This is a genomic window from Dyella sp. SYSU CM1112 (genome assembly GCF_058216415.1).
The window spans coordinates 1-289 of record NZ_JBZEGI010000108.1; the positions used below are offsets into that span (position 1 = coordinate 1).

Below are 289 nucleotides of genomic sequence, written 5' to 3' on the forward strand. Positions count from 1 at the left end.
CATCCATCTGCATGGTGGCGGCGTCGTAGCGGTTGGCGGCAACGGTCACGACATTGAGTTGAGCCACCTTTTTCAGATTGAGTGCGAACGTTGCGGGTGCGTTGGCAGATACCGTCAGCGCTGTGCTGGCCGTGGCAAAGCCGTTTTGCGAGGCGGAAACGGTGTAGCTGCCTGCGGGTATGTTCGCGAAAGTGAAATTGCCGTCCTTATCGGTGGTGGCCGCATAAGTGGTGCCGCTTAGAGTCACGCGCGCATTGGCCACCGGTTGCCCCGATGCTTCTTGCTGCAG

Annotated in this window: 1 protein-coding gene; it reads right to left on the reverse strand. The window is 59.5% G+C overall.

The window, feature by feature from the left end:
* Positions 1 to 289 (reverse strand): carboxypeptidase-like regulatory domain-containing protein (locus tag AC4HNJ_RS21830; protein WP_490481718.1); only part of this gene is annotated, 289 nt, incomplete at both ends.